This is a genomic window from Haloferax namakaokahaiae, from assembly GCF_042663225.1.
In the GTDB taxonomy this organism is placed as follows: domain Archaea; phylum Halobacteriota; class Halobacteria; order Halobacteriales; family Haloferacaceae; genus Haloferax; species Haloferax namakaokahaiae.
In genome coordinates this window covers 884,496-902,323 of sequence record NZ_JBHTAA010000001.1, presented here as the reverse complement: position 1 = coordinate 902,323, position 17,828 = coordinate 884,496, and the positions used below count along the sequence as shown (strand labels likewise).

Below are 17,828 nucleotides of genomic sequence, written 5' to 3'. Positions count from 1 at the left end.
TTCATGTATCTATGGGGTATATTGTCCAGTGATTTTCCTCGGTGGCGAAGTTCGAGTACCATGGTTTGAGACCCACGCGTACTCGACGACGACTCAGCCGGAAACGCAATCGGAACCGTCGGAAATACGCCAGTTACAGGACGTTCACGGTGTCGAGACGGCCGAAATCAGTAGTATCGAATTCTCGCCGGAAGCGTCGGAAACGACCCCACTCGCCTTATCGTGACTGTCGGCTATCGTGTTAGGTGTGCAGTCCACGACCATTCCCGAAAGTCCCGGTGGCCAGCCCCGTCGAGGTTCGCGTACCTTCCGCGTGAATCGCTACGAGCTGGGCTACGACGTGCCGATTCGACAGCGAGTCGTCGCCGTCGATCGCCACCGCGACGGCGTCGATGTGCGTGACGCCACCCACCGCTGGGCTGTTCGCAATGGACAGCTCACGCGGTCGCCCCTCTCTGGTGGCGCTCGTGAGGTCGTCGAAGAGCCACCGCAGTGGCTCACGGGTGTCTTGGAGTTCGTCGGACTGCACGTCTCAGAGGTGCGAGAATGAAATCAGTTGTCGGCGTCTTTGTCAACGCGCTCAAGTTTCGATGCATCTACGCGGCCGTCGAGAAAGCCGATCCCGTCATCAGTGATGCGGTAAAGGCCCTTGACGATCCGCTCGACCAACCCGTACTTCGCCATGAGCGAAAGTCGGTTGCTCGCGTAGTTTGCGACCGTCACGTCGAGTTTGTCGAGAGCGTCGGGAGTCATGTTTCCCTCCTTCTCCATGACCTCAAGGATTTGCTCATCGATAGGCCGCATCCACTCGGCGCGTTGTCTCACGTCCGACGGTGCTACTGTGGAACTCATAGTATTGTCGGTAATGCGATATACGGAACGGTTCGCTATAAATCTGATTAGGTTATCGTACTCATAACTGTGAAGACCACAGTAACACCTAAGTAAAGGGGAACGTAACGGTAGGTTGGAAGCCACAGGACACGCTCTGCGAAGTGTGACGGGTGCTGGAACACCCCCCACGTGGCTTCCGTCTACATCCAGTCCGCTGGTGATCGCCAGCGGAACCGAACGAAAGCCATGCTAAGAGAATCACAGGACCAACTTAATTCGTTGGTCACGAATCGGCCAGCACAGCTCATTTGCGACGGTGGACAGCCCGCCGACGAGACCAACCAGTACGAGACCTTCGTCGGGACGGTCGTCCAGACGGGCGGCGGCGACGACCTCATCATCCTCGACGACGGCGAGAACACCCAATCGGTCGTTCCCGGCACAGTCGTCGTTGGAATCCAGTCGGACCACGAAATCGCCCTTGGCGACGCGCTCGCGGTGACCGGTCCTCTCAACGACGACGATCGCATCGAAGCGACGACCTACACGCTCATCGAGGGCACCTTTTTCGGCTGGTGCGCCGACTGCGGCGCTCGCCACGAAGTCGAGAACGCGCACACCGGCTGCCAGTGCGGCGGCCAGGTCATCCCTGAGGCGCACATCGAGACGGCGGGACTGCAGAGTAAGTTCTCGGATCGCAAGATCGTCACCGACGGTGGCGAGGACGAGTTCGAGCCGGGCGAAGAAGTTCTCTACTGTCCCGACTGTGAGGAATACCTCCCGTGCGACTGCATCGGAATTCCTCGCAACGCCTACATCCGTGAATACGACCCCGAACTCGTCACCGACGGCGGCGTTGACGCCGCGGACCTTACCGCGTTCCAACAGAACATCCTCGTCATCCTCGCCGAGGAGCCGATGTACGGCCTCGCTATCAAACGCCGACTCGAAGCCTACTACGGGACCGAGGTCAACCACGGGCGACTGTACCCCAACCTTGACGACCTCGTCGAGTACGGCTTCGTCGAAAAGAGCGAACTCGACAAGCGCACCAACCAATACGAACTGACCACCGCTGGCCTGCAGGTCGTTCTCGGCCACTTCGAGTGGATGGTCGCAAAGTTCGTCACCGACCGTGAGCGCGCCACGAGCGTCTCGAAGCTCGTCGATGAGCACGCGCCCGCGCAACGCGCGGTCACCGATGGAGGCGAGGAGTGATGTCGGGCGAGAACTTCGACGTCGATGGCGAAGCCCCACCTCTCGTTTCCGACTCGTCGTCAACCGCGAACACGTCCATCGCGTTCGACGAATCCCAAAAGGTGCGAGGCATCCGTCCGCGACACCTGCGGGCCATCCTCGAACCCGGCGATGACATCCAGATGAACGTGGACTACCCCCGCGGGAAATCTCGCTGGCGATTCGTCGAGGATGTCGATTCTGAGACGTTCATCGGTCACTGTCTCGGCGTCGATGCGATTCACTCGCGCATCCTTCGCTATCATGACATCGAGTGTATCGAGCGCACGCGAACGGCGCGAACGGACGCGCTGTCGATGCTCTCAGATCAGGCGCTCGAAGACCTCAAGGACGCACTCTACAGCGAACTCGAACGGCGAGGTGCACAATGACGCTCGACGCTGAGGACCTCCGCGCACTCTCGTCGGAACTCGAATCGGCCGCCCAGAAATGGGAGGCACTGACATGAGCTGCGCCTCATGCGGGTCGCCCTGCAAGGGCCGAAAGTGCCGCGACTGCGAACTCATGGACCGGTTCGACGACGACCACGAGACGCTCATGGCCGACATCGACGCTGACCTGGACGAACAGGAGGAGGACGAGGAATGAGCGCCCGCGAAGAGATCGACTGGACGGAGTACACCGACGAAGATGTGATGCTCCCAACCCCGTCGGGCGGCGTGCTCCTCGAAGGTCCAGACGGCGAGTGGGTCAGCTGTGGCCGCCCAGTGGAGGTTCGCCAATGAGCCTCCGCGATCGACTCCCCAGCGTCCTCCGAAGCCCCCTGGACGTTCGTGTAGACCACGCGTTCGAAGGGCCGGAAGACGATCCGTATCTCGGCGCTGTCGAGACGCCACTCGGGAACCTCCTCGTTGTCTCTCAAGAGACCGCGGAGGGGTACCACGAAGACGGCTACATGGAGACGCGTGAGTTCATGGCCGCCGACGCCGATGTCGTCGTCTCGCTCTCGGAGGTGCGGTGATGCAGCGCGTCATCCTCGGTCTCGCAAACGACGACGTCGCCGACGACCGCCAGCACGTCCCCGAGCAACTCGACCCTGCGAAGCGCCCGGCTATCGAGTGCAGCGAAGTGACGTACCTCGACGGCGCGTCACTCTACCACGGCAAGGCCTACTCGCACATCGACACCGTCATCGAAGACGTCTCGGTCACCGAGAAGGGCATCGTCACCGAGCGCCTCGAAGAGCGCGAACCACAGCTCACGGAGTTCATCGCCGATCCCTCGAACGGATGGGTGGGCGTGGATTCCTCGAATGGCGATTGGTTCTACCACACGCTCATGGGCGTCTGGGGCACCTCCATCCACCGGTGTAATATCGACGTGACGGCGTTCGCCGACCACGTCACCAACCAACGCGAGGGCAAGTGCTGGCAGGTCGGCTACAAAGACGACCTCGACGACGACGATGAAGATGGGCAGTCGAAGGCCGGCACAGTGTTCCACCGAGACGCCCACTTCGGGACTGGGAGTGGCCAGTACAACCAGTTCGGCTATTCCTACCTGTGGGACGGCGTCTTCATGCGCGGAACGGTCGCCCAAAGCGGCTACGTCGCTGAATTCAACATCGACACGCCGGAGGTATTCGCCCGGTGGCTCGGCGAGGAGATTCTCCCGTTCTGTAGTGTGGACGAATCACCACAGACGCGACTGGAGGACGTGCGATGAGCGACGAAGAGATTTGGTCAGAGAACGCACCACAGTACAAGAAAGACGGCGAACTGTACGCCCGTGTGGACCGCGACCATAATGGCGAACCGCGCCTGATTCGACTCGCGCAGAACCAAACCCGACGTGGGGAGTTCCGCGTCGAAGGGGCGACCGCGGTGTACGAACCACACCGTGTCATCGGCCTCCCGCAAGCTGGCGACCGCGAACGGGCGTACGTCGAAGCGCTCCCGTTCATCGACAACGTCGTCATGGGGTGTAAGGACCAATGAGCGACCTCATCGAAACCGAACTCCCAGTTCCAGACTTCCTGTTCACGCAGATCGGCACGGCGAAAGTCGATATGGAGCTGTTCGATGACGACAAGGTGACTTACCGGATTAAGCAAGTCCCTGGCGGTCGTTTTGGCATTGAAATCGATGCCCGCTTCGAGTATGCAGGGTATGACTGCGCACAGCTCGTGACGCTCGACCGCGAAGGCGCGGAGGCGTTGTACGAGACGCTCGGTGAGATACTCAACGCCGACCCGCGAGGTGACCGCCGGTGACGCCTCTCGAAACTCTCCGCTCGCTCGAACGCTTCGACAAGGTTCGGTTCGACACCCTCGACGAATCGTGGCTCGGGCCGATGTTCGTCGCCCGTACATTCGACGAGGGCGACTCGGTCATCGTCGAAAGCGGCGAAACGACGTGCCGCCTCGATGCGACCGACGACGGTGATGTGACGCTCGCACGGCTCCACGAATCGGATGCCGACCTGTTGGGTCGGATTACCAAGCTCGAACACATCGGGCGAGCCTCGCACCAGAAGCAACTCATGATGTCGGTACCCGAAGACGCCGGGTTGTCTCCGCTGGGCGAGCGTCGGGAGGTGCGACCATGAGCACCCTGACTCGCTACCACGAGGACCTCGTTGAGGACGGCCGTGAACTCCAGGTCCGTGTCGCCGTCGATGACGTTGAAGTCTCGGTCACCGCGACCGTCACCGAAGACGTTGCGACCATCGAGACCGTCAACCACCTCGAAGGGACTACGCTCCCGCGCGAGTCGTTCGAAGCGGTCGCCGCCAGTATCGACGAACTCCGCACCCGAGGATTCGACGTGGACGTCGGCGCACTCAGCCAGCTGGTCGAGGACGACGCTCCGGACGGCGACGACGAAGGCGTCGAAGCCGACGCTGACGAAGACGACGACGAGGACGGCTCCGAAGACGACGAATGGTGCGGCCGCTGCGGCGCTGGTCCGTTCACCAAGATTGGGATTCACCACGCCCGGAGTCACAAGGGCCTCGAACCGGTGACGCTCGACCACGAACCCACCGAGGACGAACTTGTCGGCGAGCCTGAACAGCAAGACGCCGATGAAGACGTCGGCGATGATGACCAGGAGGCCGACGCCGGCGACGAAGTCGAAGCGAGCGAACCGGACGAAGAGCCAGAACTCCCCGAGTGGCTCGAACGCAACCCGACTGACATCGTCGAAGACTCCAGCATCACGCGCTCGACGAGCGAGGTCATCGATGCCATCGAGCGCAAAGACAACATCATGCAGGTCCACCAGCGCCTTGCGAGTGGCTCCTTCTCGGTGACGAAAGAGCTGCTCTCCGAGCTTGGGGTGACCACCACTGGTGACCGAGACCTGCGCGATGACACCGAACTCCACTCGCGAATCCCCATCCTCCGGGCAGTCGCCCGTGATGTCGATGAATAGATCGGCGCGTCAAGCGCTGATGTTCCTCGCATCGGTGGGCGTGTTCGCGGGTGTCGTGTTCGCTTACACGGTGGTGATGGGATGATGGCTGCCCGACAGCAAGGCGGACAGTTCCGCCACCAGGACGGCGTCGTCCTCTGGCGGACGAGGCCGAAGAGCCTTTCGCACCCAGAGTTTCGACTGCGCCAGCGTGGTCGGGGATGGTCGGATGCGAACATCCGCGCATTGTGGCGCGAGGGTGTCCCGATTCGGTCGAAGGAAGACCACGGTCGAATCTACCGATATCACGAAGAGTCCGACCTCCTGCTGATTGCGCACTACGGTTGCCTCCAGACGGTTATTCCACTCTGGGAGCGCCCCGATCACGAGCAAGCACAGATTCGAAAAGAAGCCAGAGAGATGCAATCATGAGCAAAGCACCCTCAATCAACCCGAACGACGAAGCACCGTCGCCCGACGACCCGGTCGAGATTATCGAAGAGAACCGGGAGTTGTTCGAGCGCGTCGCCGCTGCGGACGTGACCATCTCGGATCGCGTCCAGCGTGCGCTCGACTATGCCGACAACGGAGGTGAGATCGACGATGAATAGCCTACTGCAGCGACGCGAAGAGACGCTTCAACACGGGGTTTTCCTCGATAGCGTCTCGGAGTTCGAGCGCCTCCTCGGGGGTGAGATCGGTGTCGGGACTCGCCGAATCTGCAATCGAGTGAGCAGCGTCGTCGTCAACGTCGGCGAGCTTCTTGTCCGCGTCGTACGAGAGCGCCGCGTGACACCACATACAGAAGTCCCGCTCACGGGGCGTCTCCCGGTGGCATCGGTGGCACTCGACGGGACCGACCTCGACGTCTTCCTCGGTCTCGCCGACATCGACGCCGTGGAGCCGGGCGTACGCCTTCTCGTTGGATTCGTCGCCGAATCGGGCGAGGTAGTTTCGCGTGTGTTCGCTTCCCTGCTTTCGCCCCTGTCGTTCCTCGATGCGCGATTGCTTCATCCCACGGATGACAAGCCATCGCGTGTTCGACTTCCGGAAGTTCCGGGGCGTGACGGGTTTCGAGACGCCGGCGCGCTTGGCGACGCTCTTGAAGTAGTCGAGGAAAGTGTTGTAACTCGGCGACTCGGCGACGTCAAGCTTCGACCACAACGGCGCATCGGCGTCGGTCGGGGCGGGGTGTTCGTTGAGCCACGCCTGGAGGTACGGGACCGAGATGATGAGATGGACGGCGCGCTCGCCAGTCTTCCCGTCAACGTGGATGCCTGTGGCGTGCTCGCCGTCGAAGATATCGCCGACAGTGAGCGCTTCGAGTTCGTAGGGGCGACACCCCGCTTCGAACTGGACTGCAATGAGCGCCCGGTCACGGGGGTTCTGGCAGGCTTCGAGCATGGGCTGGACGTCGGATTCCCATTTGAGGAGGTCGCGTTCGGAGGGCGTCGGGTCGTGGTCGTTACTCGTCGAGTAGCTGATCCACGCCATGGTCTCGGGTTCGTCGCTTCCGGGAGTGACGTGCTTGCCGAAGCTTCGGAAGACCGACCGGTAGGTCTGGTTGGTGTATTCCTTCTCGTAGTTCTGGTGAATCCAGCGGACGATCTTCCGTGCCTCTTGCTCGTCATCGAGGGCGGCAGCGAGGCAACCAGCGTGCTCGCTCAGTCGCGTGCACTTCCGGAGGACAGTTCGGTGGCGGTAGTCGCCGACCTTGCTCGGGATGAGATAAACGTTGTCCGAGTACTGGATGAGTTTCTCTCGACAGTCGTCGCAGTGGACGTCGCGCTCGCCGTTCTGGATTCGCTCGCGGAGCGTCTCGATGTCTCCGGCGGGATCGTCGGCCATACTACGTCCACGAACGTTGGGCTTGTAAGGTTCAGGCTAGAATCCCGGCCTAGGCTTCTAATTCGGCCCTGAGGTGTAATGCGCCAACGGCGCGGCGTTCTAATTAATCTTAGGCCGACTTTCTGCCAACAGTCCCACCCGTTTACTGGCAAGTTTCGCTGGCTAAATGCGGCGAGAAGGACACCCGTGAGCGCAGGGCGTTCCTGCCGTATTGCGGTTCACGAAAAGGATTGTTTCTACCGGGATAGTACGAGAGTACCTTCTCGGATATGGCCAGTCGCTCGATTAGGTTGACCCGCACCATTTTGTCAACCAGAACCAACATCTGTAATGTGCCCGAATTGATTTACCACGACCCGACAGACCGAACGGGGCTATCGCCGTTTGACAGAGCGATACGCGACATCACCGATGGTGAAGAGGTGTTACTGGTCTGCCCCTATATCTCTCCAGACTACCTTTCCACGGTTATCGAGAAGACCGAAGAATGGTTCCTGTTGACGGATGTGGGCGAGTGGTTGAGGATACACGGACAAACAGACCGCGAGGCAGTTCGAGATTTCATCGTCAATCATCACGACCACGTTCGGCACGTTCCAGACATACACGCAAAGGTCGTGGTGGGAGATGGCCGAGCGTTGGTCGGGTCTGCGAACTTCACGAAGAAAGGACTCACAGGGCGGACGGAAATGTCTGTCCTGCTTGATGGAGACGAGACCGTTAGCGAACTAAGAGAATGGTTCGAGACGCTGTGGGCGATATACGACTCCCCTGAAATCGACCGTGTTGAGTCGTACATAGAAGCGTCGTCCCCGAGTCCAAAATACGAGCAGTCCAGCGTTGCGTTTTCATCAAGCGAATCGCCGGGCACCGCATCTCTCTCTGAGCCAACAAGTGATGGTTCGGTTGTAGAGGATGAGGACGCGCACCAAAGACTCGTAACAAGAGTCGGTAAGGCACCCAGTCCTGAGTGGGCGTATTCGTATTTCAAATTGGTCGGTGAATTGCTCTCCAGAACCGGACTCACAAACGATGACCCACGTTTAGTGATGTCCCTCCCACAAAATGGGACACTTCCAGTAAGTGTGAACAATCGGTATGCAGTGGTGGCATTTCGAGACAACCGTTCCAGAGCCGAGTTCATCCTACCAGCCGATACCGACCAGTCGGACTCATACTTCAAACAGGCAGATTACACAGGGCGGTTTGACCCCCTATACGGAGAAGAAAGAAATGAGACACCGTGGTTCGTTGGGTTCGATGGGATACCGAGCCAAGTGGCAGGAACGGAGTTCAGAGACGCTTGGCTTAGCGCCGTGAGCAACGAGTTGCAACGAGCAGAGAAATCACCGTATCGACGCTATCACGAACCAGTCGTTTTCGAGGCCGTTCGTAACCGGGCGTATCGTGAAAGAGTAATCCGGGAAGCGTTTGAGATGGGCTAAACGGATTAAATATCTCTTATGTAGTCCCTCCGCCTCTCGGCCTTCTCTGCACTCGTCCCCTTGTCGTAGTGCTTATCCAGCACCTTCCCGCTCATATTGACTCGCTCGCCAGTCACGTCCTTCGGCTGGCCCGCGTTCCGAGCCGCAGTCACGTACCCACGGCGGAGCGCGTGCGGGCTGACCGAGCCGGGGCACTTGGACGAAGCGTTCCACGATAGGGCCTCGCAGGTGTCGAGTTCCCGGTCGAACGGGCAGTTCCCGCCGTTGTAGATGCACGGACGGGTCGCCGTGTAGACGTACCGCTGGATGGTGGTCTCCACAACCCGACCGTTCTTCGATGCGAGGAGCGGCTTCCTGCCGTGTTCGTCCTTCACGTCGGGGCGGTTCTGGTCGATGTAGTCCGTGATGACCTCGGCCATATCGGGCGTGATGAGAACGTCCCGTTCGGCCTTCTCCTTGTTCTTGAGTGGCGTTCCTGTCTGGGGTCGGTGACGGAGTTGGAACGCCGGACGACCATCATCGAAGTCGCCGAGGTCGAGCGCCCGAAGACCGCTGATTCGCATCCCAGTCTTCCACAGAATCAAGAGCGTGACGTGCCGGTTGCTGGCGTACTGGTACTTGCTGAGGAAGTCGAGTACCCCCACGGCCTCCTCCCGAGTGAGGAGGTCGTCACAAATCTCGTCGTTCTCGCTGACTTGGGGAATCCGAACCATATCGGCCATCCCGCGTGGGACTGCCGCAATGTGTTCGCAGAACTCGATGAACTGCTTGATGGTCATCATATCCTGCCGGGCTGTGATGACCTTCACGTTGGACAGGCGGTACTCCTTGTACCGCTGGATGAGTTCGCTGTCGAGGTTGTTGAGGGTCTGGACTCCCTGTTCGTCCAGCCAGTTGCAGAACTGCCGCAGACTGGTTCGGTAGTTCTTCAGAGTCTTCCGGGTCACGCCCGGCTCCTTGTCCTTCAGAAATCGGTTCTTCGCTTCGTGTGGCGGTGTGGCTTTGAGTGCCATTGGTGTTCTCCGGGTACACCCCTAAACGGCACACCGGGTACGTGGGCGTGAAAACGCCCGGCGGACGAGTGCCCGCGGTTCTTCCCGGCCTAGGCTTCTTACGAAATTAGACTCCTGAGCGGTGCATTTCGTCTCGGCGTGACGAGTTCTGAGCAAAAAGCCATCAGCCATGGGTGTGTACAGCGAGCAACGCTCAGCGTTGCGAGTGAGTTCTAATCCCGGCCGAAGAAAGTCACTGCTGTAGACCGGGCACCGCAGTCTAGTCAGAACACTGGCTGGCGACCTGGCTCTGGCTGTAAATCAGCGAGATGAGCCCCGGGATGGCCATCGGTCCCGCGACGGGGGGTTGTCCCGGTCCACCGGACGACCGAATTTCGCTCTGGTAGTCTTTGACCGCACCGTAACAACCGGGGTCAACGTCGAGGCCCGCGGCGATGGCGTTCGAAATCATCCACGAATCGTACGTGTTCCAGAACCCCACGTGGTTGTCTTCACACACGTTCAATTTGATGTTGTAAATCCCCGGTTTGAGCTTGAGCGGCGGGACCCAACGAAAGTCCTCCCACGTCTCTTCGTGCGGCGAGAGGACGACGGCGTTTCCACCCATCGTCTCCGGATTCAGGTACATCCGCTCGTAGTAGGAGTAGTTCGTCTCGCCATCCATGTACGGAATCACGAAGGCGACTTTCTCCTCGTCGTAGGTGTTTCTCAGTTTAATCGAAAGTTCGAGTTCTTCCCCTCGGTCCGGATAGACCTGCGTGTCACTCACGTCGAACCCCCGAATTTTCACGTCACCACCCCAGGTCGCCGTTGCGTTTCCAACGGTGCTGAGCAAGCCGGCACCAGTAACTGCTGACGCGATACCTGCTCTCTGCAGAAACCTCCGCCTGGTTGCATCCGGCATACACATTTCTTGAAATTCAGGATATTTAACAACTAGCCCGACTCACGTGGTTCAGTTTCACTCGACCTGAGACGTGAGTGTCGAACCCTAGAAGAAACCCTGTACCATCGCTACTCCTCCGCGTACTGCCGAATCAACCCACACTCCGGACACACCACGGTCACCGGCTTGAGCTTCTCTTTCAGTCCAAGCCCGCCGAGCACGCCCGGTTTCGGCTCGTTCGTCACGAGATTGAGCGTGAATCCGTCTTCGGTCCGTAGCTCCATCTCCTCCATCGTCACACCGCAGTCTGGACACCGTCTGGTCGTCATGGTCTCTGTATAGAGTCACTACGTTCGGATAATCACTCGCTCCGTACTCCATCAACTGCTCGTGGTCACACCCAAGCAACCGCACGCAGTCTCAGCCTAACAATCGCACGCAGTACGACATCGTCCACGACCCGTCCTCTGTCAACTGCGCTTTCGTCGCCTCGTCCGACAGCCCACCGAGCGGACAGACGATGAACGTCGTCTCATCGACGAACTTCGAGAGGGGGAACTCGTCGGTTCTGGTGAACCCGTGGGCGGCGAACACCTCGTGGGGGATGCTGAGACACGACGCACAGATGTGGTCGTTCGAGGCGAAGTCGTCGGTAATCTCCGAGAGGAGCGCCGAGAAGGCACCAGCAGCGTCGTCGCCGCCGTTCAGTGGGAGGACTTCGACGAGTTCAGCCGTCGATGGCGACCCGCCGTGTTCGCTCGTCCCGACGACGATGGCGGCCACGGGGGTCGAATCGCGTTCTGCGACGTAGGTGACGAACTGGCGGTCCGGTTCCGAAAAGCGCCACTGGTAGAACGTCTCGTCGCGGAGGATGTGCGCCGCCGTCGGCGGTGCGCGTTCGTAGAGTTGCGTCAGCGTCGAAATTGGAACCGTCTCGGTGCGTGTGACCGTGAGTTCGGCCCCGTCGTCGGCGAGGCGGTCTTGGACGCGGTGTTTGACTTTATAGTACGGCTCTATCGCTGCCGCGCCGAGGCGAACTGACAGCGGGTGGTCGGCGGTCAGAAACGCCGAGATGTCGTTGAGTCGCTCGTAGCGGACGAACGTGCCGAGGTCGTGGTTCGTCCAGTGGTCGCTCGTCATCTTCATCAAGCCGCGGTGGGCGGGGGGATTGGCGTAGGTGAACGTCGCCGCCGAATCGTCCCAGATGGCGGCGTTCATCCATCGAGACATCCGCGTCATCAACCCCTGTCGGCGGTGGTCGGGGTGGACGACGAGATCGACGAGTTGGTGGGCGGTGTACGTCTGGTCTCCGACGCGTAGGGGGAGTGGAATGAAGGGCCTGAGTCCGGCGATTTCACCGTCTTTGTCGGCGAGGATAATCGGAACTCGTTCCGCGTAGGGGTTCTGTTCGTACTTCCACGAGAACCACGCTTCGCTGCGTTGATTGAAGGCGAGTTCGTACAGGTCCATGAACGCCGCTCTATCTCGGGGCTGGTACCACCGAATCTCGTAGGCGTCGTCGCTGCCTGCTTCGTCCTCCAATACTTTTCGCACCGACATAGTGCGGTATTTGTCTGAAAGTGAATTAGCAATGGACTTCCTAATCAGCCTGAACAATCGCTTAACCCGCTGAATACGAGACTATTACCAATCCTCACTTGCAGTCTCCCTCGAATCTCTCAGACGCTAACGAGACGCACGATACTGGTGGACGACGGCATCTGCGTGCCACCGTTCCGGTGTTTGAGACGGCCATCACTGAGGAAATCACAACGCTCGCGTGTAATGTGTTATTATCTCGCAAGGTCAGTCTCGACGTGATTCTGGAGTTATACTTTCACTCGTACTGACGCGCGAGTGTGAACGTCCGGAATTCGGCACTCCACGACAGACATTTACACGCAGGCTTTGACTCGTGACCATGGCACGGTTCTCGATTCGGGCGAGTCCAACGCGCTGGCGATGGGTGTTGTGGGCGCTGCTCGCCGTCGGATTTCTCCTCGTTAGTTTTCACCGAGTGACGACCGCGGTCCTCGCCGAGGACCTCTCGCGGGCGTTCGAGACGACGGGTGCGGAACTCGGACTGCTTCACGCGTCGTTCTTCTACATCTATGCCGGACTGCAGTTACCGGCGGGTATCTTGGTTGACCGAGCGGGGTCACGCCGCGTCGCGGCCGGCGGACTCCTCGTCATGGCACTCGGGGTCTTCGGCTTCGCGCTCGCGCCGACCTACGCGATTTCGTTCGCGTCGCGGGCGCTGTTGGGTCTCGGCGGGAGCGTCCTCTACACGGCGACGCTTCGCTTCCTCGCCAACTGGTACCGTCCGGACGAGTTTGCGACGATGACCGGCTGGACCGTCGCGGCCGCCGGCATGGGTGGCGTGCTCGCAAGCACGCCGCTGGCACTCGCTATCGACGCCGCCGACTGGCGGTCGGTCCTTCTCGCTATCGGCGTCGCCGGTGTCGGACTCGCCGTCCTGACGTTCCTGTTGATTCGTGACCGCCCCCAAGACGCCGGATTCACGCCGCTCTCGGGCGTCGAATCGCCGACGTCGAGCGTCGAGCTTTCGGCGGTCATCGAGAACACGAAACTCGTCCTCCGCGAGCGCGAGACGTGGTTACTCGGGACGATGCTGTTTCTCGTCTTGGGCGTGAACTTCAGCTTCCTCGGCCTGTGGGGTGTCCCGTACATCGCCAACCTCTACGAGGTCTCCGTCCAGACGGCGTCGCTGGTCGTCTTCGCCGGCAACGTCGGCTTCCTCCTCGGGTCGCCCCTCATGGGGACGCTCTCGGACCGTCTGGGCTACCGGACGGAACTCATCGTCGTCTCGTGTACGCTCTTCACGCTCGCCTACGGCCTGTTGCTCGTCACCGTGACGCCGCCGCTGTTCGTCGCCGCTGGCTTGCTCTTCGTCGCGCTCTTCGTCATGGGTGGGACGATTATCGCGTTCACCGTCATCAAGGAGCGTCACGACGCCGAGGCCAGTGCGACTGCGACGGGTGCGATAAACAGCGTCGGCTACTTCGGTGCGGCCATCCTGCCGGCGGTGATGGGCTACGCGCTCGACACCTACTGGACGGGCGAGACGCTCGCCGGAGCGCGCGTCTACACGGCCGCAGGTTATCGCGTGGCGTTCGCCATTGCGACGGTGTCTGGTATCGTCGCCGTGGCCTGTGCCTACGCCCTCCATCGGCGTGAATCGGCACTCGATGCGGCTTCGACGGCGACTGCCGAGACGACAGACTAAGAGGGGGTGACGGGGTTTCCGCTTCGCTCGGCGAGTACATACAGCAAATGAAGAGAGAGATTCCCGGTATCCTACGTCGCAAACCTCTCGCTTCACTCGCGGATGTGAGCGGCGCAGGGAAAAACCCGTCGTAAGCGTGCGCAGTGCGTTGTTCCTACTGCAGGTCGCGGACGAACCGTTCGGGGACGTAGTCGATGATGTGGTCGGGCACCGCCGCGACGACGTACTCCGCTGCGGCCACCATGGGCTTGCGAAGGAGCACGTAGACGGCCGAAATGGCGACAGCACCGATGACGAGCAGTTGAATCGTCCCGTCGAAGACGATGACTGGCGGCACCGCCAGCGACGTCGCCAAGATGAGGTCTTCGGGCGCGCCGTCGTAGCGAATCAGGCGCTTCGGTGCGAGCCATCGGCCGTTCCAGTGGTCGTAGACCGCGCGCTCGGACGTTGCGAGCCACGGCTTGAGTTCGAGTCCGCCGCCGAGGACGTCCGAGGCCGAGTGCAACCCTGCGGCGGCGAGGAACAGTGCCACCGAGAGCGTGATTGGCGTCGGGTTCCAGACGGCAACCGCGAGCGCGGGCACCGCGAGTACGCTGAAGTACACGGGGAAGTGAAGCGTCTTTCTGTGTCCTGCATAGAGGTCAAAATCGGGGAACAGACCGCCGATTGCGGCCGCGAGAACCGGGAGCGTCCCGGCCTCGGGGAACAACGCCCAGACGATGGTGCCGATAAAGACACCGGCCAGGGCGTGCGTGGTGGCCATCATCGGTGGTCGTATGTAATCGGAGAGAAAAACGGTGTCGGTACATGTGTTACCAATTAACAACCTACATTTAGCCGGTGGGGGTCCTATCGGGAGGTATGTATCCGCGAGGCATCGAGTACCGGGCGAGTCAGGTGATGCAAGGAGCCATCTGTCTCGTCTTTCTCGCGGGGGCGTACACGCGAAACCTGAGCGTCGTCGTCAACTCCCTGCTCGCAATCGGCGTGACGTTCCTCCCGGCGATTCTCCAGCGTGACTGGGAGATTCGACTCAACCCCTTACTCGGCTTGTGGCTCACCGCGGCCGTCTTGCTTCATGCGATTGGGATGCTCGGGCCGTACAACTACATCAATTGGTGGGACCACGTCACCCACACGCTCTCTGCGTCCGTCGTCGCGGCCGTCGGCTACGTCTCGGCGCGCGTCTTCGACGAGTACTCCGATGCGGTCCACTTCCCGCCGCGATTCTTGTTCGTCTTCATCCTGCTGTTCACGCTCGCGGCGGGCGTCTTCTGGGAGGTGCTCGAATTCAGTGCCCGCCTCGCTGCCGAAGCACTCGGCGTCGAGGAGGTGCTCGTCCAGTACGGACTCGGCGACACTATCGTGGACCTCGTGTTCGACACCGTCGGTGCGATGCTCGTCGCCCTCTTCGGCACGCCGACGCTCTCCGAGACCATCGAGTCGCTGACCGAACGACTCGAACAGGCCCGCCCTTGAATCGAGGGCCACCTTTTAGCTACCCGGTGTGTATGGTAGTACCATGGACTTCGTTATCGTTGGGTACGGACGAGTCGGTGCACGGACCGCGCGGGTGCTTCGAGAAGAGGGTCATACGGTGACCGTGGTCGATAACGACGAGAAGAAGGTCGAACGCGCCTCCGAAGAGGGGTTCGAAGCGTACCTCGGCGACGGCGGGACCGAGAGCGTCCTCAGACAGGCCGGCGTCGAGCACGCGTCGGCGGTCGGCGGCCTGACTGGCGACCCGAACACGAACTTCGCGGCGTGTATGCTCGGCAAAGAGTACGGCTGTCGGACGGTCATGCGCATCAGCGAGGACTACAGACAGGAGATTTACGAGCGCTACGCCGACGACGTTGACGAGATTATCTACCCCGAACGCCTCGGTGCCGCCGGTGCGAAGACGGCGCTCCTCGGCGGCAACTTCAACGCCATCGGCGACCTGACCGACCACCTTCGACTGGCGACGGTGAGCGTGCCCGAGAACGCCCCTATCGTCGGCAAGCACGTCGCCGCAATCGACCTCGACGGCGACGGGCGAATCTACGCGCACGGCCGCCGCCGCGAACCGATGACGATTCCGCTTCCCGGAACGATCGTCGAACCCGGCGACCGACTCGCGTTGCTCACCGAGCGCAACGCTCTCGAACGCGTTCACGAGCAACTCCTCGGCTGAGAAAAACGGGGACGTGAGTGGCGCCGGGGGAGGCGCCCAATCGTCGAGTTGCCGTGCCGGGGGAAACCAGAACGGTTGTGGTGGTGTGCCGGGCGCGCGAGTGGAGATGGGAACTGAGGCCGAGAGTACGCGCCCAAGCGACGGATGCACATACTGAATCATAAATCTGTGTCAGACGATTGTCTGCTATCTGCAACACGTCACGGGCCGATTGAGGTGGGTCTGTTCACCAACGAACACTCTTGTACTTCCTTCGAAACAGACTGCCAGTGAACCGAACTGGTCAGTAGACGAGTTCGCCGTTGACGAACTGTCTGACCCGCTCGTCGGCGGGCGATTCGAACACCCGCTCCGTGCGACCAGATTCGATGCACGTCCCCTCTAAGAGCACCGCCGTCCGGTCGGAGACGCGCTGGGCCTGTTGCATGTCGTGTGTCGCCAGCGCGACGGCGATACCTCGGTCTCGTGCCGCGCGCATCGTCGCCTCGATGACCGCGGTGTTGCGCGGGTCGAGATTCGAGGTCGGTTCGTCGAGAAGGAGGATGTCGGGTTCGGGGGCGAGCGCTCGCGCGATTGCCACGCGCTGGGCTTCACCCGCCGAGAGCGAGCGCGCGTCGCGGAACGCCTTGTCCGCCATCCCGACGGTTTCGAGCGCCTCGCTGACCGGCGCTGGCAGTTCTCCGTCGCCGACGAGTTTCGAGACGGCACCGCGAAGTCGCGTCTGCCACGTCTCGCGGACGTGAAGGCCGTACGCGACGTTGTCGGCGACGGTGGTCGAAAACAGACTCCGATTCTGGAACCCCATCCCGATTTTCCGGCGGACGGCGAGTCGTCGGTCGTCCGGCATCGACCACACGTCGTCCCCGGCGAGTTCGATTGTGCCACTGTCTGGCCGTTCGAACAGCGCCAGGAGTCGAAAGAGCGTCGTCTTTCCGGTCCCCGAGGGACCGACGACGGCCAGGATTTCACCCGGTTCGACCGACAGCGACACGTCTTCGAGAATGGCACCGTTGCCGAATCCGTGTGAGACGTGTCGCGCCGAGAGCGCCGGTGGTCCGTCCGTCATCTCCGATCACCCGATGGGGTTCGGTCGCGGAATCGCGCGCCGAGTGCGTTGACGAACAGCACGAGCGCGAGTAAGATTGCGCCGAGTGCGATACCCGTCTCGATGTTTCCTTTCCGCGCTTCGACGGTAATCGCCGTCGTGAGCGTCCGCGTGAACGACCGGTCGCCCGTCAGGACGATGTTGCCGCCGACGATGAGCACCGACCCGACCTCGCTGATTGCGCGGCCGTAGGCGGCCAAGAGCGCCGTCACGATGCCGTAGCGGGCCTCACGAATCACGAGCAGGGCGACGTCCGTCGAGGTGCCGCCCGTGGCGAACGCGGCGTCGCGGAGGTCCTGCGGGACCGACTGCACCGCCGAGAGCGAGACGCTCACGAGCACCGGAAGCGCGAGAATCGTCTGCGAGATGATCATGGCCTCCGGCGTGAACAGAAGTTCGAACGTCCCGAGCGGCCCCGACCGAGAGAGCGCGAGGAGGACGACGAGACCGACGACGACGCTCGGAAAGCCCATCCCCGTCGAGAAAAGCGAGGTGACCGCGGACTTCCCGCGGAACTCACGAAAGCTCACCACGAGCGCGATTGGAAGGCCGATGACCGAACTCACGACGACGGCGAGGGTGCTCACGTACAGTGAGACGAGCGTGATGCTCACGAGGTAGGTGAGATTCAGGTCGCCGAGGCCAAACACGGACGGAGATGCGA

At 61.1% G+C, this 17,828-nt stretch carries 26 protein-coding genes; 17 read left to right on the top strand and 9 right to left on the bottom strand.

Features of this window, described 5'->3' with window-relative positions; all coding sequences use genetic code 11:
* Positions 1 to 313 precede the first annotated feature (313 nt).
* Positions 314 to 550: a hypothetical protein gene (locus ACFQJC_RS04845; protein ID WP_390222120.1), complete on the top strand. Its 237-nt coding sequence runs from the start codon at positions 314 to 316 to the stop codon at positions 548 to 550.
* Between the two features lie 2 nt (positions 551 to 552).
* On the opposite strand, the gene ACFQJC_RS04840 is transcribed toward ACFQJC_RS04845, so the two are convergent.
* On the bottom strand, positions 553 to 804 hold the full coding sequence (locus ACFQJC_RS04840; protein ID WP_390222338.1) for an ArsR family transcriptional regulator: 252 nt from the start codon (positions 802 to 804) through the stop codon (positions 553 to 555).
* Between the two features lie 846 nt (positions 805 to 1,650).
* Between ACFQJC_RS04840 and ACFQJC_RS04835 the strand changes: the two genes are divergently transcribed.
* The 12 genes from ACFQJC_RS04835 (at position 1,651) to ACFQJC_RS04780 (ending at position 6,055) form a co-directional block, all read left to right on the top strand.
* A complete protein-coding gene (locus ACFQJC_RS04835; RefSeq protein ID WP_390222337.1) occupies positions 1,651 to 2,052 on the top strand; it encodes a PadR family transcriptional regulator in 402 nt (133 codons plus the stop codon).
* Entirely contained in the window at positions 2,052 to 2,462 is a 411-nt protein-coding gene (locus tag ACFQJC_RS04830; protein WP_390222119.1) for a hypothetical protein, read from the top strand. The genes ACFQJC_RS04835 and ACFQJC_RS04830 overlap by 1 nt, the downstream gene beginning before the upstream one ends.
* A gap of 73 nt (positions 2,463 to 2,535) precedes the next feature.
* On the top strand, positions 2,536 to 2,679 hold the full coding sequence (locus ACFQJC_RS04825) for a hypothetical protein (RefSeq protein ID WP_390222118.1): 144 nt from the start codon (positions 2,536 to 2,538) through the stop codon (positions 2,677 to 2,679).
* A complete protein-coding gene (locus ACFQJC_RS04820; RefSeq protein WP_390222117.1) occupies positions 2,676 to 2,816 on the top strand; it encodes a hypothetical protein in 141 nt (46 codons plus the stop codon). The genes ACFQJC_RS04825 and ACFQJC_RS04820 overlap by 4 nt, the downstream gene beginning before the upstream one ends.
* On the top strand, positions 2,813 to 3,052 hold the full coding sequence (locus ACFQJC_RS04815) for a hypothetical protein (protein ID WP_390222116.1): 240 nt from the start codon (positions 2,813 to 2,815) through the stop codon (positions 3,050 to 3,052). The genes ACFQJC_RS04820 and ACFQJC_RS04815 overlap by 4 nt, the downstream gene beginning before the upstream one ends.
* Positions 3,052 to 3,756, top strand: coding sequence for a hypothetical protein (locus ACFQJC_RS04810; protein ID WP_390222115.1), 705 nt, complete (start codon positions 3,052 to 3,054; stop codon positions 3,754 to 3,756). The genes ACFQJC_RS04815 and ACFQJC_RS04810 overlap by 1 nt, the downstream gene beginning before the upstream one ends.
* Entirely contained in the window at positions 3,753 to 4,028 is a 276-nt protein-coding gene (locus ACFQJC_RS04805; RefSeq protein WP_390222114.1) for a hypothetical protein, read from the top strand. Before ACFQJC_RS04810 ends, ACFQJC_RS04805 begins: the two co-directional genes overlap by 4 nt.
* Entirely contained in the window at positions 4,025 to 4,303 is a 279-nt protein-coding gene (locus ACFQJC_RS04800) for a hypothetical protein (protein ID WP_390222113.1), read from the top strand. The genes ACFQJC_RS04805 and ACFQJC_RS04800 overlap by 4 nt, the downstream gene beginning before the upstream one ends.
* Positions 4,300 to 4,638: a hypothetical protein gene (locus ACFQJC_RS04795; RefSeq protein WP_390222112.1), complete on the top strand. Its 339-nt coding sequence runs from the start codon at positions 4,300 to 4,302 to the stop codon at positions 4,636 to 4,638. The genes ACFQJC_RS04800 and ACFQJC_RS04795 overlap by 4 nt, the downstream gene beginning before the upstream one ends.
* Complete coding sequence (locus tag ACFQJC_RS04790; RefSeq protein ID WP_390222111.1) at positions 4,635 to 5,465, top strand: hypothetical protein; 831 nt, start codon at positions 4,635 to 4,637, stop codon at positions 5,463 to 5,465. Before ACFQJC_RS04795 ends, ACFQJC_RS04790 begins: the two co-directional genes overlap by 4 nt.
* An 81-nt stretch (positions 5,466 to 5,546) precedes the next feature.
* Complete coding sequence (locus ACFQJC_RS04785) at positions 5,547 to 5,876, top strand: hypothetical protein (protein WP_390222110.1); 330 nt, start codon at positions 5,547 to 5,549, stop codon at positions 5,874 to 5,876.
* A complete protein-coding gene (locus tag ACFQJC_RS04780) occupies positions 5,873 to 6,055 on the top strand; it encodes a hypothetical protein (RefSeq protein ID WP_390222109.1) in 183 nt (60 codons plus the stop codon). Before ACFQJC_RS04785 ends, ACFQJC_RS04780 begins: the two co-directional genes overlap by 4 nt.
* Position 6,056: 1 nt before the next feature.
* On the opposite strand, the gene ACFQJC_RS04775 is transcribed toward ACFQJC_RS04780, so the two are convergent.
* On the bottom strand, positions 6,057 to 7,292 hold the full coding sequence (locus tag ACFQJC_RS04775) for a tyrosine-type recombinase/integrase (protein WP_390222108.1): 1,236 nt from the start codon (positions 7,290 to 7,292) through the stop codon (positions 6,057 to 6,059).
* Positions 7,293 to 7,624: 332 nt separating this feature from the next.
* Here ACFQJC_RS04775 and ACFQJC_RS04770 point away from each other — a divergent pair, with 332 nt between their 5' ends.
* Entirely contained in the window at positions 7,625 to 8,737 is a 1,113-nt protein-coding gene (locus tag ACFQJC_RS04770) for a phospholipase D-like domain-containing protein (protein WP_390222107.1), read from the top strand.
* A 5-nt stretch (positions 8,738 to 8,742) separates the two neighbouring features.
* Here ACFQJC_RS04770 and ACFQJC_RS04765 read toward each other — a convergent pair whose 3' ends face one another.
* From ACFQJC_RS04765 to ACFQJC_RS04750, 4 genes are all read right to left on the bottom strand, one after another.
* Complete coding sequence (locus ACFQJC_RS04765; protein WP_390222106.1) at positions 8,743 to 9,750, bottom strand: tyrosine-type recombinase/integrase; 1,008 nt, start codon at positions 9,748 to 9,750, stop codon at positions 8,743 to 8,745.
* Between the two features lie 259 nt (positions 9,751 to 10,009).
* Positions 10,010 to 10,540: a hypothetical protein gene (locus ACFQJC_RS04760; protein WP_390222105.1), complete on the bottom strand. Its 531-nt coding sequence runs from the start codon at positions 10,538 to 10,540 to the stop codon at positions 10,010 to 10,012.
* Positions 10,541 to 10,764: 224 nt separating this feature from the next.
* Positions 10,765 to 10,965, bottom strand: coding sequence for a hypothetical protein (locus ACFQJC_RS04755; RefSeq protein ID WP_390222104.1), 201 nt, complete (start codon positions 10,963 to 10,965; stop codon positions 10,765 to 10,767).
* A gap of 91 nt (positions 10,966 to 11,056) precedes the next feature.
* The gene (locus tag ACFQJC_RS04750) at positions 11,057 to 12,196 is read right to left on the bottom strand and encodes a GNAT family N-acetyltransferase (protein ID WP_390222103.1); all 1,140 of its coding nucleotides are present in this window, start codon (positions 12,194 to 12,196) and stop codon (positions 11,057 to 11,059) included.
* 361 nt (positions 12,197 to 12,557) lie between these two features.
* Between ACFQJC_RS04750 and ACFQJC_RS04745 the strand changes: the two genes are divergently transcribed.
* Positions 12,558 to 13,883 (top strand): MFS transporter, encoded by a 1,326-nt coding sequence (locus tag ACFQJC_RS04745; protein ID WP_390222102.1) that lies wholly within the window; start codon positions 12,558 to 12,560, stop codon positions 13,881 to 13,883.
* 154 nt (positions 13,884 to 14,037) lie between these two features.
* On the opposite strand, the gene ACFQJC_RS04740 is transcribed toward ACFQJC_RS04745, so the two are convergent.
* Positions 14,038 to 14,649, bottom strand: a complete 612-nt coding sequence (locus ACFQJC_RS04740; protein ID WP_390222101.1) for a metal-dependent hydrolase — start codon at positions 14,647 to 14,649, stop codon at positions 14,038 to 14,040.
* A gap of 95 nt (positions 14,650 to 14,744) precedes the next feature.
* Here ACFQJC_RS04740 and ACFQJC_RS04735 point away from each other — a divergent pair, with 95 nt between their 5' ends.
* Together ACFQJC_RS04735 and ACFQJC_RS04730 are read left to right on the top strand one after the other, a co-directional pair.
* Positions 14,745 to 15,362 carry a DUF2238 domain-containing protein gene (locus tag ACFQJC_RS04735; protein ID WP_390222100.1) on the top strand — a complete coding sequence of 206 codons (618 nt, stop codon included), beginning with the start codon at positions 14,745 to 14,747 and terminating at the stop codon, positions 15,360 to 15,362.
* Between the two features lie 43 nt (positions 15,363 to 15,405).
* A complete protein-coding gene (locus tag ACFQJC_RS04730; RefSeq protein ID WP_390222099.1) occupies positions 15,406 to 16,059 on the top strand; it encodes a potassium channel family protein in 654 nt (217 codons plus the stop codon).
* Between the two features lie 283 nt (positions 16,060 to 16,342).
* On the opposite strand, the gene ACFQJC_RS04725 is transcribed toward ACFQJC_RS04730, so the two are convergent.
* Together ACFQJC_RS04725 and ACFQJC_RS04720 are read right to left on the bottom strand one after the other, a co-directional pair.
* On the bottom strand, positions 16,343 to 17,125 hold the full coding sequence (locus tag ACFQJC_RS04725; protein ID WP_390222098.1) for an ABC transporter ATP-binding protein: 783 nt from the start codon (positions 17,123 to 17,125) through the stop codon (positions 16,343 to 16,345).
* On the bottom strand, positions 17,122 to 17,814 hold the full coding sequence (locus tag ACFQJC_RS04720) for an ABC transporter permease (RefSeq protein ID WP_390222097.1): 693 nt from the start codon (positions 17,812 to 17,814) through the stop codon (positions 17,122 to 17,124). Before ACFQJC_RS04720 ends, ACFQJC_RS04725 begins: the two co-directional genes overlap by 4 nt.
* Between the last annotated feature and the right edge of the window lie 14 nt (positions 17,815 to 17,828).

Coding starts and splice junctions, on each gene's coding strand:
- ACFQJC_RS04840 (WP_390222338.1), bottom strand. CDS start 804: ATGCGGCCTATCGATGAGCAAATCCTTGAGGTCATGGAGAAGGAGGGA.
- ACFQJC_RS04830 (WP_390222119.1), top strand. CDS start 2,052: ATGTCGGGCGAGAACTTCGACGTCGATGGCGAAGCCCCACCTCTCGTT.
- ACFQJC_RS04825 (WP_390222118.1), top strand. CDS start 2,536: ATGAGCTGCGCCTCATGCGGGTCGCCCTGCAAGGGCCGAAAGTGCCGC.
- ACFQJC_RS04820 (WP_390222117.1), top strand. CDS start 2,676: ATGAGCGCCCGCGAAGAGATCGACTGGACGGAGTACACCGACGAAGAT.
- ACFQJC_RS04815 (WP_390222116.1), top strand. CDS start 2,813: ATGAGCCTCCGCGATCGACTCCCCAGCGTCCTCCGAAGCCCCCTGGAC.
- ACFQJC_RS04810 (WP_390222115.1), top strand. CDS start 3,052: ATGCAGCGCGTCATCCTCGGTCTCGCAAACGACGACGTCGCCGACGAC.
- ACFQJC_RS04805 (WP_390222114.1), top strand. CDS start 3,753: ATGAGCGACGAAGAGATTTGGTCAGAGAACGCACCACAGTACAAGAAA.
- ACFQJC_RS04800 (WP_390222113.1), top strand. CDS start 4,025: ATGAGCGACCTCATCGAAACCGAACTCCCAGTTCCAGACTTCCTGTTC.
- ACFQJC_RS04790 (WP_390222111.1), top strand. CDS start 4,635: ATGAGCACCCTGACTCGCTACCACGAGGACCTCGTTGAGGACGGCCGT.
- ACFQJC_RS04785 (WP_390222110.1), top strand. CDS start 5,547: ATGATGGCTGCCCGACAGCAAGGCGGACAGTTCCGCCACCAGGACGGC.
- ACFQJC_RS04780 (WP_390222109.1), top strand. CDS start 5,873: ATGAGCAAAGCACCCTCAATCAACCCGAACGACGAAGCACCGTCGCCC.
- ACFQJC_RS04775 (WP_390222108.1), bottom strand. CDS start 7,292: ATGGCCGACGATCCCGCCGGAGACATCGAGACGCTCCGCGAGCGAATC.
- ACFQJC_RS04765 (WP_390222106.1), bottom strand. CDS start 9,750: ATGGCACTCAAAGCCACACCGCCACACGAAGCGAAGAACCGATTTCTG.
- ACFQJC_RS04755 (WP_390222104.1), bottom strand. CDS start 10,965: ATGACGACCAGACGGTGTCCAGACTGCGGTGTGACGATGGAGGAGATG.
- ACFQJC_RS04750 (WP_390222103.1), bottom strand. CDS start 12,196: ATGTCGGTGCGAAAAGTATTGGAGGACGAAGCAGGCAGCGACGACGCC.
- ACFQJC_RS04745 (WP_390222102.1), top strand. CDS start 12,558: ATGGCACGGTTCTCGATTCGGGCGAGTCCAACGCGCTGGCGATGGGTG.
- ACFQJC_RS04740 (WP_390222101.1), bottom strand. CDS start 14,649: ATGATGGCCACCACGCACGCCCTGGCCGGTGTCTTTATCGGCACCATC.
- ACFQJC_RS04735 (WP_390222100.1), top strand. CDS start 14,745: ATGTATCCGCGAGGCATCGAGTACCGGGCGAGTCAGGTGATGCAAGGA.
- ACFQJC_RS04730 (WP_390222099.1), top strand. CDS start 15,406: ATGGACTTCGTTATCGTTGGGTACGGACGAGTCGGTGCACGGACCGCG.
- ACFQJC_RS04725 (WP_390222098.1), bottom strand. CDS start 17,125: ATGACGGACGGACCACCGGCGCTCTCGGCGCGACACGTCTCACACGGA.